The following is a 13724-nucleotide window of genomic DNA, read 5'->3' on the forward strand; positions in this document are numbered from 1 at the left end:
ATATGAGCAAAGTGCTGATGATTGGTGCCGGAGGCGTTGCCACGGTAGCAGCTTTCAAAATCGCGCAAAATGCGGATGTGTTCACCGACTTTATGATAGCCAGCCGGCGGAAAGAGAAATGCGACCAGATTGTGGAGGCTATCCATGCAAAGGGTTACAAAATGAATATACAGACGGCGCAGGTTGATGCAGACGATGTGGAGCAGTTGAAGTCATTATTCAACGACTACAAGCCGGAGCTGGTCGTCAATCTTGCGCTGCCCTATCAGGACCTGACTATCATGGACGCTTGTCTGGCATGCGGATGCAGTTATCTTGACACAGCCAACTATGAGCCGAAGGACGAGGCGCATTTCGAGTACAGCTGGCAATGGGCTTACCGTGAGCGCTTCGAGAAGGCAGGGCTGACCGCCATCCTCGGCTGTGGCTTCGACCCGGGCGTGACGAGCATCTTCACGGCATACGCAGCCAAGCACCACTTCAAGGAAATTCAGTATCTGGATATCGTTGATTGCAACGCCGGTGACCACCACAAAGCGTTCGCCACCAACTTCAACCCGGAAATCAACATCCGCGAGATTACCCAGAAGGGACTCTACTGGGAGAACGGACAGTGGGTGGAGACCGAGCCGCTCGAAATCCATAAGGACCTGACCTATCCGGAGATTGGTCCGCGCGACAGTTATCTGCTGCACCACGAGGAGATAGAGTCGCTGGTCATCAATTATCCTACCATCAAGCGCGCACGTTTCTGGATGACATTCGGTCAGCAGTACCTGAAACACCTCGAAGTGATTCAGAACATCGGCATGAGCCGCATCGACGAGATAGAATATGAGGCTCCGCTGGCTGACGGCTCGGGAAAGACGGTGAAGGTGAAAATCGTCCCGTTGCAGTTCCTCAAAGCTGTGCTGCCCAATCCGCAGGACCTCGGAGAAAACTACGAAGGGCAGACCTCTATCGGTTGCCGCATTCGCGGTATCGGTAACGACGGAAAAGAACACACCTATTATATATATAATAACTGCAAACATCAGGACGCATACAACGAGACGGGCATGCAGGGTGTTTCTTACACCACCGGCGTTCCCGCGATGATTGGCGCCATGATGTTCTGCAAAGGACTGTGGAAGAAGCCCGGCGTGTTCAACGTAGAGGAGTTCGATCCCGATCCATTCCTGGAGCAGCTCAACAAGCAGGGATTGCCTTGGCACGAGATTCACGATGGCGACCTGGAGTTGTAGTCGTCAGATACGCATCATAGAAAAGCAGCACAAAGGTTTTCCTTGTGCTGCTTTTTATTTTTCTCAGAAAGAGAGAGGCGGTGCCTACTTATAGATTACCTTGTCGAGGGTCTCGCCTTCCTGCGACTCTCGTCGCCCAGTTCCTTATGTGTTTCTATTCCGTAAAACTACGAATAAATTTTAAAATGGAAAAAATGTTTGGATGGTTTTCTTTTGTTGCCACCAATATTTATTGTATCTTTGCAGAAGATAAACTAAAAAAAAGAGAAATATTTATGACAAAAGACAACAACAATCCCGTGAATGAGGGAAAACTGAAAGCCTTGCAGGCTGCCATGTCGAAGATAGAGAAAGACTTCGGTAAAGGCTCCATCATGCGCATGGGCGACGAGCAGATAGAAAACGTAGAGGTGATTCCTACCGGCAGTATCGGACTGAATGCTGCACTCGGCGTGGGGGGCTACCCGCGCGGAAGAATCATTGAGATTTACGGACCGGAAAGTTCTGGTAAGACGACGCTCGCCATTCATGCCATTGCCGAGGCACAGAAGGCTGGAGGCATCGCTGCCTTCATCGATGCCGAGCATGCGTTCGACCGGTTCTATGCAGCCAAGTTGGGCGTTGATATCGACAACCTGTGGATTTCGCAGCCTGACAACGGTGAGCAGGCGCTCGAGATAGCCGATCAGCTCATCCGTTCAAGCGCAGTCGATATCCTGGTGGTTGACTCCGTGGCAGCCCTCACTCCGAAAAAGGAAATCGAAGGCGATATGGGCGACAGCAATGTCGGTCTGCAAGCACGACTGATGAGCCAGGCACTCAGAAAACTGACCAGCACCATCAGCAAGACCAATACGACATGTATCTTCATCAACCAGTTGCGTGAGAAAATCGGCGTGATGTTCGGAAATCCGGAGACCACGACGGGTGGCAACGCGCTGAAGTTCTATGCCAGCGTCCGACTCGACATCCGCAAGGTGACTGGCATCAAAGACGGCGATCAGATTATCGGCAACCAGGTGCGCGTGAAGGTGGTGAAGAACAAGGTGGCACCGCCGTTCCGGAAAGCGGAGTTCGAAATCACGTTCGGCGAAGGCATCTCGAAGGTTGGCGAACTGGTGGACCTCGGTGTGGAATACGGCATCATCCAGAAGTCGGGCAGTTGGTTCTCCTACGGGGAAAGCAAACTGGCTCAGGGACGCGATGCCACGAAAGCGCTCCTGCACGACAATCCCGAGCTTTGCGAAGAAATCGAACAGAAAATCATGCAGGTGATTTCTGATAAACAGCAATAACAGCACTCCCTGACCCAACCCACTCCTTCCCCTAAGTCTGCCCCTTCCCCTACCAAAGGGAGGGATGAATAAAGGGATAGGATGAATAATGGGGAGGGAATGAAACCCTCTTCCAAGTCTCCTCCAATCGGAGGAGGCTTTTTTTGTTGTTGTGGATTTGAATTCGACTTGTTCGCTTGTTCCACGAAGTGGTCTCAAGAATCCACAACCATCTGTTATCAGGATTTCAAATTCACCCGAACGGAAGGGGAGCCCCTCCCTAACCCTCCCCCAAATGGGGAGGGAACGCCTGACGGGAGGAGAAACCACTAATCATAATTCTTAATTCTCAATTCTTAATTCTCAATTCTTAATTCAAAGGAGCACCCCACCCCAGCCCCTCCCCTGAGAAGGGAGGGGAGCGCCTGACGGGAGAAAACCACTAACTTCACTCCCCTCCCATCGCCGAGGGGAGGGGCAGGGGTGGGGTGACAAAACAACCTCCTGTCATCATTCTTAATTCAAAAGCTAAATAATCCCTAATCATAATTCTTAATTTTTAATTCATAATTCTTAATTCAAAAGCTAAACAATCCCTAATCATAATTCTTAATTTTTAATTCATAATTCTTAATTCAAGTTAGTTGCATATATGACACTATCTCGCCCTTCCGTTTTTCGCAGTTTAGCGCTTATTTTTCCGTGTTTTTGGGAAGAACTCATCTGGCGGGCGAAAATGCGCAAATTTTCGCGATTTTCCAACCCGCTGAAACACAGGTTTTTACATTTTGGGGCTTTTCCGATGCTTTGCGAAAGTTGAACTTTGAGCTTCCAAAAGTTGAACTTTCACCCTGCAAAACCTTAACTTTTAGCATGCAAAAGTGGAACTTTTCAAACGCCATTTGGAATATCAAGCGGCTATTTATGCAAGTTTTGCGGTGGATTTACATAAAACCGACATCTATATGCAAAACTTTGATTTTTCAGTTCCGTGATTTTTGCGCACAGATTGTAAAACTTTCTGCCTTAAAACCGAAAATTTTTAAGTTAAAAAGAAGGCGGAATGTTAATGTTTTTAACGCTTGTAAAACGTTCAGTCGGGAGGTGGCTGTCGGCAGCGTTTTCGTGGAATTATTGCCGAAAACGGCAGACCGTTGGACGGGAAAAGTGACAACTTGTCAGTTTTTTCAGCCCGATGTCGCTGATTTCTGTCGTTGGCACGTGGTTTGTTGTAGTCTTGTCGGACAGAGATGTCACTCAATAACGAATTTAATAACATAAAAAAATAATAGAATTATGGGAAAGATTATTGGAATCGACTTAGGAACAACCAACAGCTGCGTTGCCGTATTCGAGGGCAACGAGCCGGTAGTAATCGCTAACAGCGAAGGCAAACGCACCACCCCTTCGGTGGTGGGATTCGTGAAAGATGGTGAGCGAAAGGTGGGAGACCCTGCAAAGCGTCAGGCAATCACCAACCCGACAAACACCGTTTATTCAATCAAGCGCTTCATGGGAGAGACCTACGAGCAGGCGCGCAAAGAAGCAGAGCGCGTGCCGTTCAAGGTGGTGAACGAGGGAGGCTATCCGCGCGTTGACATCGACGGACGGAAATATACACCGCAGGAAATCTCTGCCATGGTGCTTCAGAAGATGAAAAAGACGGCTGAGGACTATCTCGGACAAGAGGTGACCGACGCTGTCATCACCGTGCCGGCATACTTCAGCGACTCGCAGCGCCAGGCAACCAAGGAGGCAGGACAGATTGCCGGTCTCAACGTGCAGCGTATCGTGAACGAGCCGACAGCCGCAGCGCTGGCATACGGCGTTGACAAAGCCAACAAAGACATGAAGATAGCCGTGTTCGACCTCGGTGGCGGTACGTTCGATATCTCTATCCTGGAGTTCGGCGGCGGTGTGTTCGAAGTGCTTTCAACCAACGGCGACACACACCTCGGCGGCGACGACTTCGACCAGGTCATCATCGACTGGCTCGTGAGTGGATTCAAGAGCGACGAGGGCATCGACCTCTCGAAAGACCCGATGGCTATGCAGCGACTCAAGGAGGCAGCAGAGAAAGCAAAAATCGAGCTGTCGTCAACAACCTCTACGGAAATCAACCTGCCCTATATCTCGGCAGAAGGTGGCGTGCCAAGACACTTGGTGAAGACACTGACACGTGCACAGTTTGAACAACTGGCACACGACCTCATCCAGGCTTGTCTTGTGCCATGCCAGAACGCTATCCGCGACGCAAAACTCAACACAAGCGATATCGACGAAGTCATCCTCGTAGGAGGCTCAAGCCGTATTCCCGCTGTGCAGACACTCGTGAAGAACTACTTCGGAAAAGAGCCTTCAAAGGGCGTTAACCCCGACGAAGTGGTAGCCGTAGGCGCTTCTATCCAGGGAGCTATCCTGAATAAGGAAGGCGGCGTGGGCGACATCGTGCTGCTCGACGTGACACCGCTGACACTGGGTATCGAGACACTCGGCGGCGTGATGACCAAACTGATCGACGCCAATACGACCATCCCGTGCAAGAAGAGCGAAACATTCTCTACGGCAGCCGACAACCAGACGGAAGTGACCGTGCACGTGCTGCAAGGCGAGCGCCCGATGGCAGCACAGAACAAGTCCATCGGACAGTTCAACCTCACAGGCATCGCACCGGCACGTCGTGGCGTTCCGCAGATTGAAGTGACCTTCGACATCGATGCCAACGGTATCCTCAACGTCAGTGCCAAAGACAAGGCAACAGGCAAGGAGCAGAGCATCCGCATCGAGGCATCAAGCGGATTGAGCGAAGAAGAAATCAACCGCATGAAGGCAGAGGCAGAACAGAACGCCGAGAACGACAAGAAAGAGCGTGAGCGCATCGACAAACTCAATCAGGCAGACTCGATGATCTTCACCACCGAGAACTTCCTCAACGAGAACGGCGACAAGATTCCTGCCGACCAGAAACCTGCCATCGAGAGCGCACTCCAAGCCCTGAGAGACGCCCACAAGAGCGGCGACATCGCAGCCATCGACAACGCCATCAACAACCTCAACCAGGTGATGCAGGCAGCCAGCCAGCAGATGTACCAGCAAGCCGGTGCCCAGCCCGGTCCCGACATGAACGCCGGTCAGCAGACTCAGCAGGAGCAGCCTAAACAGGATGAAAACATCCAGGACGCCGACTTCGAGGAGGTCCATTGATGGAAGTTAAACATCCATAAATAAATCACAAAGAAATCCGTGTAACTCAATAAGTTGCACGGATTTTTAATTTTTGTTAATTCTGATATTTCTCTTGTTTTATAGCGTTTTTTGGCGTAAATTTGCAACGGATTTGTACCAAAACTTATTTTGCAATGACACACAACAAAAATATACATGTAAAATCTACGAGCAAAATTTTGCTTGTTTTAATCTAATTTTGAGTATGGCAAGAGCAAAGTTTGAAATCAAGAGAAAATGCGAAATCTGTGGCGCATGGTTTTATGCCAAAACCGTTGAGTCAAGGTTTTGCTCAAAGAAGTGTAGTGAGATTGCAAGCAAGAAGAAAAAAGCGGAGATTGATAAGTTGGCGAAACTTGAAGAGCTGGTTGCCAATATCCCAGATTCCAGAGATTACATCAGCGTCCAAGAAGCTGTTGCCATGTTTTCTGTTAGCAAGGACACTATTTATCGTCTCATCCGCAAAGGGACAATTCCATGTGTGAATTTGGGGAAACGCCTTATCCGGATAAAAAAGTCTGACTTGGAAAATATGTTTGGCGGTAGAGAGTATGTACTTGACAACACCTTCAAACCCTTGCCAAAGCTTTACAACATGGAGCCAGAGAATTGTTATACTATTGGTGAAATCTCAGAGAAATACCATGTGAACGACAGTACTGTTTATCTTCATATTCGCAAGTACTCCATTCCAATCCGTCAGATTGGGAACTATGTGTATGCACCAAAAGAAGATATTGATAACCTTTACAAATCAGGCAAGCCATGAAGAAATCATTTACTAATACCCGTGTAACGGTCAGGTTGCGTAAGTCAGATTATTATGATGAATGGTACCTCTATCTGGAAGCTTATCCTGTTCAAGTGGAGGGAAAGGATAAGCCACAGCGAGTGAGAGAGTACATCAACCGTTCTATTAAAACGCCTATCTGGGACAAGTCGCGAACAGCTCGGACTGGCTCAGATGGGAAAGTAACCTATAAGCCTAAGCGTGATTTGAATGGTATTATTCTCTGCAAGTCAGAGCTAGACCAGGAGAATTGTCTCTATGCAGACCGCATCAGAGCCATTCGTCAAAAGGAATACGATACAAAAGACCTCTATTCCGATGCCGATGCAGCAATGGCAGAACAGGTGGAGAAATCAAGATGTGATTTCATCGCTTACTTCAAAAAGTTGGCGAACACCCGTAATACTAATAATGCAGATAGTGTTTATAATACTTGGTTCCGTGTATATGAATTATTGAAGCTATTTGCCGATAACCAGCCGTTACTGTTCGGCTCTATCAATCTCCAAATGATAGAGAAAGTTAGGCAATTCCTTTTGGTGGCTCCCAAGGGAGCAGGAAAGAAAGGAACAATTTCCCAAAACACGGCTTCATCGTATTTCGGCATCTTTAAGACTGCCTTGAAGCAGGCTTTTATCGATGGTTACTTTACGGTTGACATTGCTGCCAAGGTCAAAGGCATTCAGGGACGGGAAAGCAGACGCGAGCATCTGACAATGGAAGAACTTAACCAACTGGCTGCAACGCCATGTAGTAATCCAGTTATCAAGAAAGCTGCCTTGTTCTCTGCACTTACAGGTCTTAGGCATAGTGACATCATGAAGATGACCTGGCAAGAGATTACTAAAGAAGGTGAACACTATCGCATCAATTTCACTCAACGCAAGACGAAAGGTGTGGAATACATGCCAATATCCGACCAGGCATATCAACTTTGTGGAGAGCCTGGGCATCCTGATGAACTCGTTTTCGGTGGACTTCCACAGCCCTCATGGATTTCAAAACCAGTTGAACGTTGGATAAAAGCTGCTGGCATCAAGAAGCATATCACCTTCCACTGCTTCCGCCATACATACGCTACGCTCCAGTTGACCAGTGGCACAGACCTCTATACCGTCAGCAAAATGTTAGGTCATACCAATGTTCGCACAACACAAGTTTATGCAAAGGTGGTTGACGAGAAGAAAGAACAGGCCGCTGACACCATAAAACTGAATGTAGATTTCAATAATTGAGGTAAATCTGCCTCCTTCATATTAGGGACAAGACTCTTGACATCTCAAGAATCTTGTCCCTTTTTTGTGTCCAACACCCTATTTTGATGGTGAAACGATGGTGGAAATGCCCCACCATCGTCCCACCATGCTTTCACCATTCAAAAATATTATCCCTTTAAAGTTATTTAACACGTTTGATTTTCAGTCTGTTAGGATGAATTTGACAGAACTCTCGTGGTGATAGGATGGTGAATCATTCCACCACAAATCCACCATTCAGAGCACCGATACTTTTGCAGTCGCTTTCACTCGAAAGTGGCTGTTTTCATATTGACGGCAGCCAATCTTAAAAACCATATTGATATGGCTGAAATAACTTATTCATTTGATGCTATGCCAAAGATTTTGGCAGACATCGCCCAAAGATTGGAGGTCATGGAACGCAAGATTGATGCTCTGCAATCAGTTCCGAGAGAGGATGCCGACGCATGGCTGAATCTGAAAGACCTTTGTAATTATCTTCCCAATCATCCAGCCGAACAAACGGTATATGGCTGGACAAGCACTCACTTTATCCCTTATCATAAGAAAGGGAAAAGCATTGTATTCCGCAAATCGGAAATAGACGAATGGCTTCGCAATGGCAAGCGGAAGTCTATGGGGGATTTGGAGAAGGAGGCACAAGCGTTTGTCAATTCTAAACGGAAAGCGAGGTGTGTATGAATGTACTAGAACTCACTAACAAAGTGCGAATGGAAGCCGAAGACGTTAAACGCATCGGCCTTCCCCTCGATGCCTTCCCGCAGAAGCTGCAGGACATCATCTTTGAGGTGGCCCGCATAGAGCAGTTCGATTTGGAGTATCTAACCATGAGTATGCTATCGGCTGCAGCTACCGCCATCGGCAACAGTTGTCACATCCGCATCCGTGGTTCGTGGAAGAGTTGCCCAGCCCTGTATGTCATCCTGATAGGAAGACCTGGGCAGGGTAAGACTCCACCACTTGACTACGCGTTCCGTCCACTTCAAGAACATGACTTCCTTCAGGTCAGCAAGTTCATTGAAGAGAACAAACGCTATGCAGAGCTGAATGCCGGGAACAAAGGCAATGCCACTGATACCGACAAACCAGTTCTCGTGCAGATCATCCTCTCCGACCTCACACAGGAGGCCATGATGCGAATCCATAATGATAATCAGCGTGGTATCGTAATTCTTGTGGATGAAATCATGGGGTTCTTCAACAGTATCTATCGATACAATGACAGTCCCTTACTAACCCAGCTGTTGACAGCCTATAGTGGTAAGCCCTTGAAGGTGTCCCGTTGCAACAATCCTATTCCAATCATCATTCCGCATCCCTGTATCAACATTATCGGTACTACCCAGACGCAGCGCATTGGTGAACTCTTCACGAAAGAGAATGTATCAAGTGGATTGATAGACCGAATTCTGTTCCTTCATCCCAAGAATCGTGACATTCCTAAGATGGAGGAGAACCCTGATGCAGGTATGCAAGGGAACGACAGGGCTGAGAGTGTCTATCGGAAGTGGAAAGCGATTATTGATAAGCTGCTGGCATTGGAACCCGACCACGATGAGAAAGGCGTTATCATGCCTAAGATATTAGACATGAACGAGGATGCCTACAGGTGCTTTGCCAAATGGAAAAACACTCTTGTTGAGAAAGCCAACAGCGTTGAGGATGAAAGACTCATTGACTGTCGTATGATGAAAGCCGATTCCAATGTGGCCCGACTTGCTCTTGTCTTTCAGCTCTTGGGCTGGGCTTGCGACGAAATCCATATGCAGCATATAGATGTCCGCTCTGTCCAGGCAGCCATCCGCATGTATGATTATCTGGAACTGTCGTATCAGAGCATCAAGTCGCACATCCAAACCGATTCCATGCCTCCTTTGAAGAAAGCCTTTCTTGATTTAGTACACCCAGATTTCACGACAGCTGATGCTATCAAAGCAGGAGCAGAAATAGGCATCTGTGAGAGTACTGTCAAAAAGGATCTTGCAAAGATGTGCGAAGAACAGATTCTTCAGAAAACGGCACATGGCGTTTACAAAAAACTACTCTGATACACTCGATACATTTTACACTTTACATTTTCCCAAAGTGTAAAAGTGTAAAGTTCCATCGTGTAAGGACCATTGTTCAATAACCTAAAGAAACAAAACAATGAACGAGTATAGATTCCATTTACAGAAATACAAGGCAGGAAGGAACACAAAACAAACGTGTCCCCAATGCGGCAGAAGGAAATGCTTTGTCAGGTATGTTGACGAAGAAGGTAAGATTGAGTTCCCCTACTATGTGGGAAGATGCGACCATGAGGATTCGTGTGGTTACCATTATACGCCCAAAGACTTCTTCAGGGACAACCCAGACTTGAAACCTAACGACTTTGAGAATGATACATGGAGATATGATAAGACGAATAAGCCCGTCATGGTTAAGCCAGAACCAGAGGTCCCGTCTTTCATGTCAACTGACATGATGCGAAAGACACTCTCGCATTATGACATCAATCCCTTATACCAGTTCCTATGCAAGACTATTGGAAAGAATGCAGCCAACAGACAGTTTGGACTCTACAAGGTGGGAACTTCCAAGAAATGGGGAGGTGCTACAGTCTTTTGGCAGATAGACAAGGATGGCAATGCCAGGGCAGGAAAGCTGATGGGCTATAACCCTTTGGACGGACACCGTATCAAAGAACCAATACCACGAGTCTGCTGGGTACACTCGGAATTGAAGCTGTCAGACTTCCATCTGAAGCAATGCCTATTCGGAGAACATCTGCTTGCCACATCTTCTTCCACTGTCATGTTGGTGGAAAGTGAGAAAACATGTCTGATAGCATCCCACTTCATGCCGGATTTCTTATGGCTCGCTACAGGTGGCAAAGATGGATGTTTCAATGAGGAAACTATGCAGGTGCTCCATGGCAGGGATGTGATCCTAATGCCAGATCTAGGGGCGACGGAGAAATGGACTAAGAAGTCTTCCATCCTCACCCCCATCTGCAAGAGTGTGACCATTTCAACTGTCTTGGAACAGATGGCGACTGATGAACAGCGTGAAGCGGGACTTGACATTTCCGACTTCCTCCTGATGCAGGAAACTAAGCAGATGATTCTCCAGCGGATGATTGAACGCAATCCTGCGCTTCAAAAACTCATTGATGCACTTGGCCTGGAAGTGATGGACTCATCTCCATATGATAAGACAACAACAAAAGTTGAATCGGAACCACAATTCAACAGGCTGACAAAAAGCCAGCCAGAGGAAAGGAGTGCGGAGGACTTAAGCTCGACACAGGAGCAACGCTGGCACGGCAGAAACCCAGAATGCCACAATTGTTCTCTCTCTCACGAGGGTATCAACGGCACCTATTGTGGCAAGCTTCATCGTTATGTCGAGCACGGAAAAGGTGACTTCGGCATAGAAGCCGAGGTTCCTCCTGTTCCTGAGTAAATGCTACGCAGAGAGGGATTACCGAATAATCCCATAACATAATATGGACTTTTAGATTCGCCACCCCAAGGTGTACTCCCTTAAAAAGTCCCATTATGCTCTCCGAGGGTTAGACCGCCGCTATTCATCAGTGTTGCCGCACATGGCACAAGCCAGAAGCTAAGGGCCTCTATGAGGGAGTGACTCTCTCCCTCAACCCTCCACTCAGATTCCACCCGAGACCCGAATAACATTTATACATTAACTTCAAAACAATAGAACAAAATGAGTAAATCAAGAAACAACATTCCCCGTGCTGCCATCCATGTTGGCGCACCGGCAAAATCCTTTTCAGCTGCGGAAGGCTACGAGCCTGAGCGTCGCGGATGGGACGAGAACACCTATCGTCTGAAGAACCAGGACACAAACAACCATTACGATTTCTCACGCAAGCATCTTAACTTTGAGATTAACGGCAAAGGCGAAATCGTTCCCCTTGGTTCCAATCCCGTGCCACTTCATGAGCGTTTGCAGAAACGCTTAGATGAACTTGAATTCAAACCCTATATGGACAAGAACAATCCCCTGGGCATCTCCGACAACAGCCCGAACTGCACCGTCGGCATCATTGTCAGCGGTGACCATGATGTGCTGACCCGTCTCGCCTTTGGTGATCAAGATGTGGACTTCACCCTTCAAAAGAGCAACGCCCATGTCGTGCTGAAACAAGGCATCAAAGACTGGGCAATGGACACCTACCGTTGGGCATGTGACCGTTGGGGAGCAGAGAACATCATCGGCTTCGACGTACATCTTGACGAGACCACACCACACATCCAGATTCAGACCATCCCTGTTGCCAAGACAAAAGCCAGAGGACGTGCATCTGCCAAGTATGTTCATAAGGATGACAAATCGAAGGTGCTATCTCATAAGGAATGGAAGAAACTGCCTGAAGAAATCCGCTCGAACTTCATTAGAACTGAAGACGAACGTAGGGAAAAGGAATGTGTATCGTATGCCCGTGTTTGGGGCGAGGACAAATATGCCGTAGGCAAAACTTACTACCAGATGCACACCGACTACTACAACAAGGTGGGACACAAATATGGTCTGGAGCGTGGTGACGATATCGCCATGCTGCCAGGTGAGGAACGACGTGAGCGTGTCCACAAGAGCAAGGCCGTACTGGAGGCAGAACGTCAGGCCATGGATGCTATCGCCAGAAACCTGATAGAGAATGAACGTCTGGAAGGTCAGAAGGAGAAGATGGCGGGTGAGGTACAGGATATGAAGAAGCAAAAGGAACACCTGGAAGAACAGAATGACAAGTTAGAGGGTGAGATACAAGACAAGGAGCAGCATAAGGAAAGATTGGAAGGCAACATCTCTCAGCTGGAAGATTATGCTGCGGCATTGGACATCAAGGAGGAAGACCTGATTGTGCCGACCTTAAAGACAGACCCACTTGTAAAGGATGCTTGGGATGCCATAAAAACCGAACTTGAAAAGCCAATCCCTGCTTTCGGGCAGAAGGAATGGAGAGAGGAACGGCGGAAAGCGATAAAGGTTATCCTTACAGAAATGCAGACTGCACTCATGCAAGCCAAGGAACTCCAGAAGCAGGATATACTGAAACTGGGGAAGGCACTCTATAACAAAGCTATGCAAAATGTGAGAGCCATCATAGAGCAGAACAAGCAGCTGCAAAAGGAGAATGGTCGATTGACCGAAGAGAACGATGTCCTCAGGAAGCGGATTGCTTCGATGGACGAGAATGCCATCACCCGGCTTCGGGACAAGAAGGATGCAGAAATCAAGGAATTACAGGAGCGACTTGGCAAAGCCGAGTCCGAGGCTGTCCGTTCAGATAATGTCGTTTCAAGAGAACGACAAAGGGCAGGCAAGGCAGAAGGTCAAATCAAAGAAATGCTGGGCATCCCGGAAATCAAGAAAATCTGGGAGACCATTCAACAAAACAAGTGTAACTTCAACCGTCAACTCAACCTGTGGATTGACGATGCACTCAAAGCGATAGCCCACTTCGCCGCCTATGAGAAGAACGTCCATTTCTCAGAGCAGCAGAGCAGTGCCATTTTCATGGGTATTGTTGCCAAAGCTTTCAAGAGCGGCCTTGATGTCACTGATAACGCAGCTCGACTGCAAGCAACACAAAGTTTGTTGGACGAAGTGGATTGGTCGGAGACTTCCAGCTATAAGCAGGACCTCACTCGCCATTGGACAGAGATGTTCAGTCAGGATATGCCCATCTCACAAACTATGTTGGAAGCCCTAACCCTCGCCGCTGGCGGCAGAGGCGGTATCAGTACAGGTGGTGGCGGTTCCACCAGCGAGCTTACCAACTGGGACGGTACCAAGAAGAAGACCGGATGGGGCATGTAGAATGATACCTTGTTTATATATAACATCAAGGCGGGTGTGTCTGAAACAGGAAAAAACAAATATGTGAGACATGTCCCACATATTTACAAAACGTGCTTTTCGG

Annotated in this window: 8 protein-coding genes and 1 pseudogene; all 9 read left to right on the plus strand. The window is 47.9% G+C overall.

Annotated features, from left to right (window positions below; genetic code table 11):
* Positions 1-2 precede the first annotated feature (2 nt).
* The 9 genes and pseudogenes from GRF55_RS01515 (at position 3) to mobV (ending at position 13621) form a co-directional block, all read left to right on the plus strand.
* Positions 3-1244, plus strand: a complete 1242-nt coding sequence (locus GRF55_RS01515; RefSeq protein ID WP_220368808.1) for a saccharopine dehydrogenase family protein — start codon at positions 3-5, stop codon at positions 1242-1244.
* A gap of 275 nt (positions 1245-1519) precedes the next feature.
* The gene (gene recA, locus GRF55_RS01520; RefSeq protein WP_220368809.1) at positions 1520-2539 is read left to right on the plus strand and encodes a recombinase RecA; all 1020 of its coding nucleotides are present in this window, start codon (positions 1520-1522) and stop codon (positions 2537-2539) included.
* 1275 nt (positions 2540-3814) lie between these two features.
* On the plus strand, positions 3815-5722 hold the full coding sequence (gene dnaK, locus GRF55_RS01525; protein WP_220368810.1) for a molecular chaperone DnaK: 1908 nt from the start codon (positions 3815-3817) through the stop codon (positions 5720-5722).
* A 226-nt stretch (positions 5723-5948) separates the two neighbouring features.
* Positions 5949-6512, plus strand: coding sequence for a helix-turn-helix domain-containing protein (locus GRF55_RS01530; protein WP_220368811.1), 564 nt, complete (start codon positions 5949-5951; stop codon positions 6510-6512).
* Positions 6509-7768: a site-specific integrase gene (locus GRF55_RS01535; protein ID WP_220368812.1), complete on the plus strand. Its 1260-nt coding sequence runs from the start codon at positions 6509-6511 to the stop codon at positions 7766-7768. The genes GRF55_RS01530 and GRF55_RS01535 overlap by 4 nt, the downstream gene beginning before the upstream one ends.
* A 345-nt stretch (positions 7769-8113) precedes the next feature.
* On the plus strand, positions 8114-8473 hold the full coding sequence (locus GRF55_RS01540) for a helix-turn-helix domain-containing protein (RefSeq protein WP_091823871.1): 360 nt from the start codon (positions 8114-8116) through the stop codon (positions 8471-8473).
* Positions 8470-9840 (plus strand): DUF3987 domain-containing protein, encoded by a 1371-nt coding sequence (locus tag GRF55_RS01545; protein WP_220368813.1) that lies wholly within the window; start codon positions 8470-8472, stop codon positions 9838-9840. The genes GRF55_RS01540 and GRF55_RS01545 overlap by 4 nt, the downstream gene beginning before the upstream one ends.
* 100 nt (positions 9841-9940) lie before the next feature.
* Positions 9941-10972 (plus strand): annotated as a pseudogene (locus GRF55_RS01550) (DUF6371 domain-containing protein); the annotation flags it as partial.
* A gap of 531 nt (positions 10973-11503) precedes the next feature.
* Complete coding sequence (gene mobV / locus GRF55_RS01555; RefSeq protein WP_220368815.1) at positions 11504-13621, plus strand: MobV family relaxase; 2118 nt, start codon at positions 11504-11506, stop codon at positions 13619-13621.
* Positions 13622-13724 lie beyond the last annotated feature (103 nt).

Origin of the sequence: Prevotella sp. Rep29 (genome assembly GCF_019551475.1) — a bacterium.
Taxonomy (GTDB): Bacteria; Bacteroidota; Bacteroidia; order Bacteroidales; family Bacteroidaceae; genus Prevotella.

Bases quoted from the DNA above. Each gene is read 5' to 3' on its own strand.
- GRF55_RS01515 (WP_220368808.1), top strand. From the start codon at position 3: ATGAGCAAAGTGCTGATGATTGGTGCCGGAGGCGTTGCCACGGTAGCA.
- recA (WP_220368809.1), top strand. From the start codon at position 1,520: ATGACAAAAGACAACAACAATCCCGTGAATGAGGGAAAACTGAAAGCC.
- dnaK (WP_220368810.1), top strand. From the start codon at position 3,815: ATGGGAAAGATTATTGGAATCGACTTAGGAACAACCAACAGCTGCGTT.
- GRF55_RS01530 (WP_220368811.1), top strand. From the start codon at position 5,949: ATGGCAAGAGCAAAGTTTGAAATCAAGAGAAAATGCGAAATCTGTGGC.
- GRF55_RS01535 (WP_220368812.1), top strand. From the start codon at position 6,509: ATGAAGAAATCATTTACTAATACCCGTGTAACGGTCAGGTTGCGTAAG.
- GRF55_RS01540 (WP_091823871.1), top strand. From the start codon at position 8,114: ATGGCTGAAATAACTTATTCATTTGATGCTATGCCAAAGATTTTGGCA.
- GRF55_RS01545 (WP_220368813.1), top strand. From the start codon at position 8,470: ATGAATGTACTAGAACTCACTAACAAAGTGCGAATGGAAGCCGAAGAC.
- mobV (WP_220368815.1), top strand. From the start codon at position 11,504: ATGAGTAAATCAAGAAACAACATTCCCCGTGCTGCCATCCATGTTGGC.